2 protein-coding genes are annotated in these 1,175 nt (G+C 46.5%); both read left to right on the plus strand.

Going from position 1 to position 1,175, the window contains the following annotated elements:
• The coding region (locus tag B4K20_RS10490; RefSeq protein WP_289282848.1) for an efflux RND transporter periplasmic adaptor subunit at positions 1–663 on the plus strand (663 nt) is incomplete at its 5' end.
• Positions 664–665: 2 nt separating this feature from the next.
• On the plus strand, positions 666–1,175 hold a 510-nt coding region (locus B4K20_RS10495; protein WP_289282849.1), incomplete at its 3' end, for an efflux RND transporter permease subunit.

The raw sequence follows: 1,175 nt of genomic DNA on the forward strand, positions 1-1,175 counted from the left end.
CGCCAACTTAATCCCGTCTACGTTGATTTGTCACAATCTGTAGAAGAAGTACGTAATTTGCAAGAACGTCTCTCGGCCTTACGACTCAATAAAGCCTCAAAAGCCGAGTACGAAGTCTCACTTTATATTGGTAACTCAAAACAACTTTATCCATACAAAGGCACGCTAGATGCCACGGATTTCTCTGTTGGTATGCAGACGGGCGCAATACGCTTGCGATCTGTGTTCGAAAATCCAAATACGATTCTTTTGCCAGGCATGTTTGTCTGGGCCTCCGTTGAGGAGCTTGGGCGTACTAAAGCGATCGTGATTCCACAAAAGAGCGTCATCATTGGTGCTGAGGGTAAAAAGAGTGTGTGGTTAATTGATGCTGACAATAAAGCGAGCAAGCATCCGATTGAAATTGGGACGGCTTATGGCAACAACTGGATTGTGCTCAATGGCCTCGAAACTGGCGATCGTCTGATTGTAGAAGGAACGATGATGCTTCGGCCCGGTGCCACTGTGAAGCCTCAACAAATGGAAGCCGAGTTGAGTGACATAAGTCCTGATATAGCGCCTGATTCATCCGAAAACGCCTCATCCTCAGCGACGAATGAACATACTCCATCAGACAAAGCGGCTCAGAAAGAGCCTCAGCAGAACATGAGCGAGGATCGCTAGACATGCTCTCACGCTTTTTTATAGACCGCCCTATCTTCACTTGGGTGATTGCCTTTTTCATCATCGGCTTTGGTTTGTTCTCGCTCTTTGAGTTGCCAGTTGAACAATATCCCAGCATCGTACCGCCGAAAGTGTCCATCTCCGCTACCTATCCTGGTGCATCGGCTGAAACACTTGAAAACACAGTAACACAGGTGATTGAGCAAAACCTGACAGGTATCGATAACCTTCGTTATATTCAGTCGCAAAGCTCTTCCTCTGGCCGAGCCACCATTACACTGACTTTTGAGCCTGGCACCGACACCGATATCGCTCAGGTACAAACTCAAAATAAAGTCTCACAGTCCTTATCTTCCTTGCCAACGATTGTTCAGCAGTTGGGCGTGCCTGTTGAAAAAGCAGGCAATAGTAACGCGTTGATTATTGGGTTTTACGCCAAAGACGGTTCAATGGACCGGAATTATATCTCTGACTTTTTGGTATCCAATATTGAAGAACCGCTAAGTCGTGTT

This window comes from Methylophaga sp. UBA5088 (assembly GCF_002414625.1).
In the GTDB taxonomy this organism is placed as follows: domain Bacteria; phylum Pseudomonadota; class Gammaproteobacteria; order Nitrosococcales; family Methylophagaceae; genus Methylophaga; species Methylophaga marina.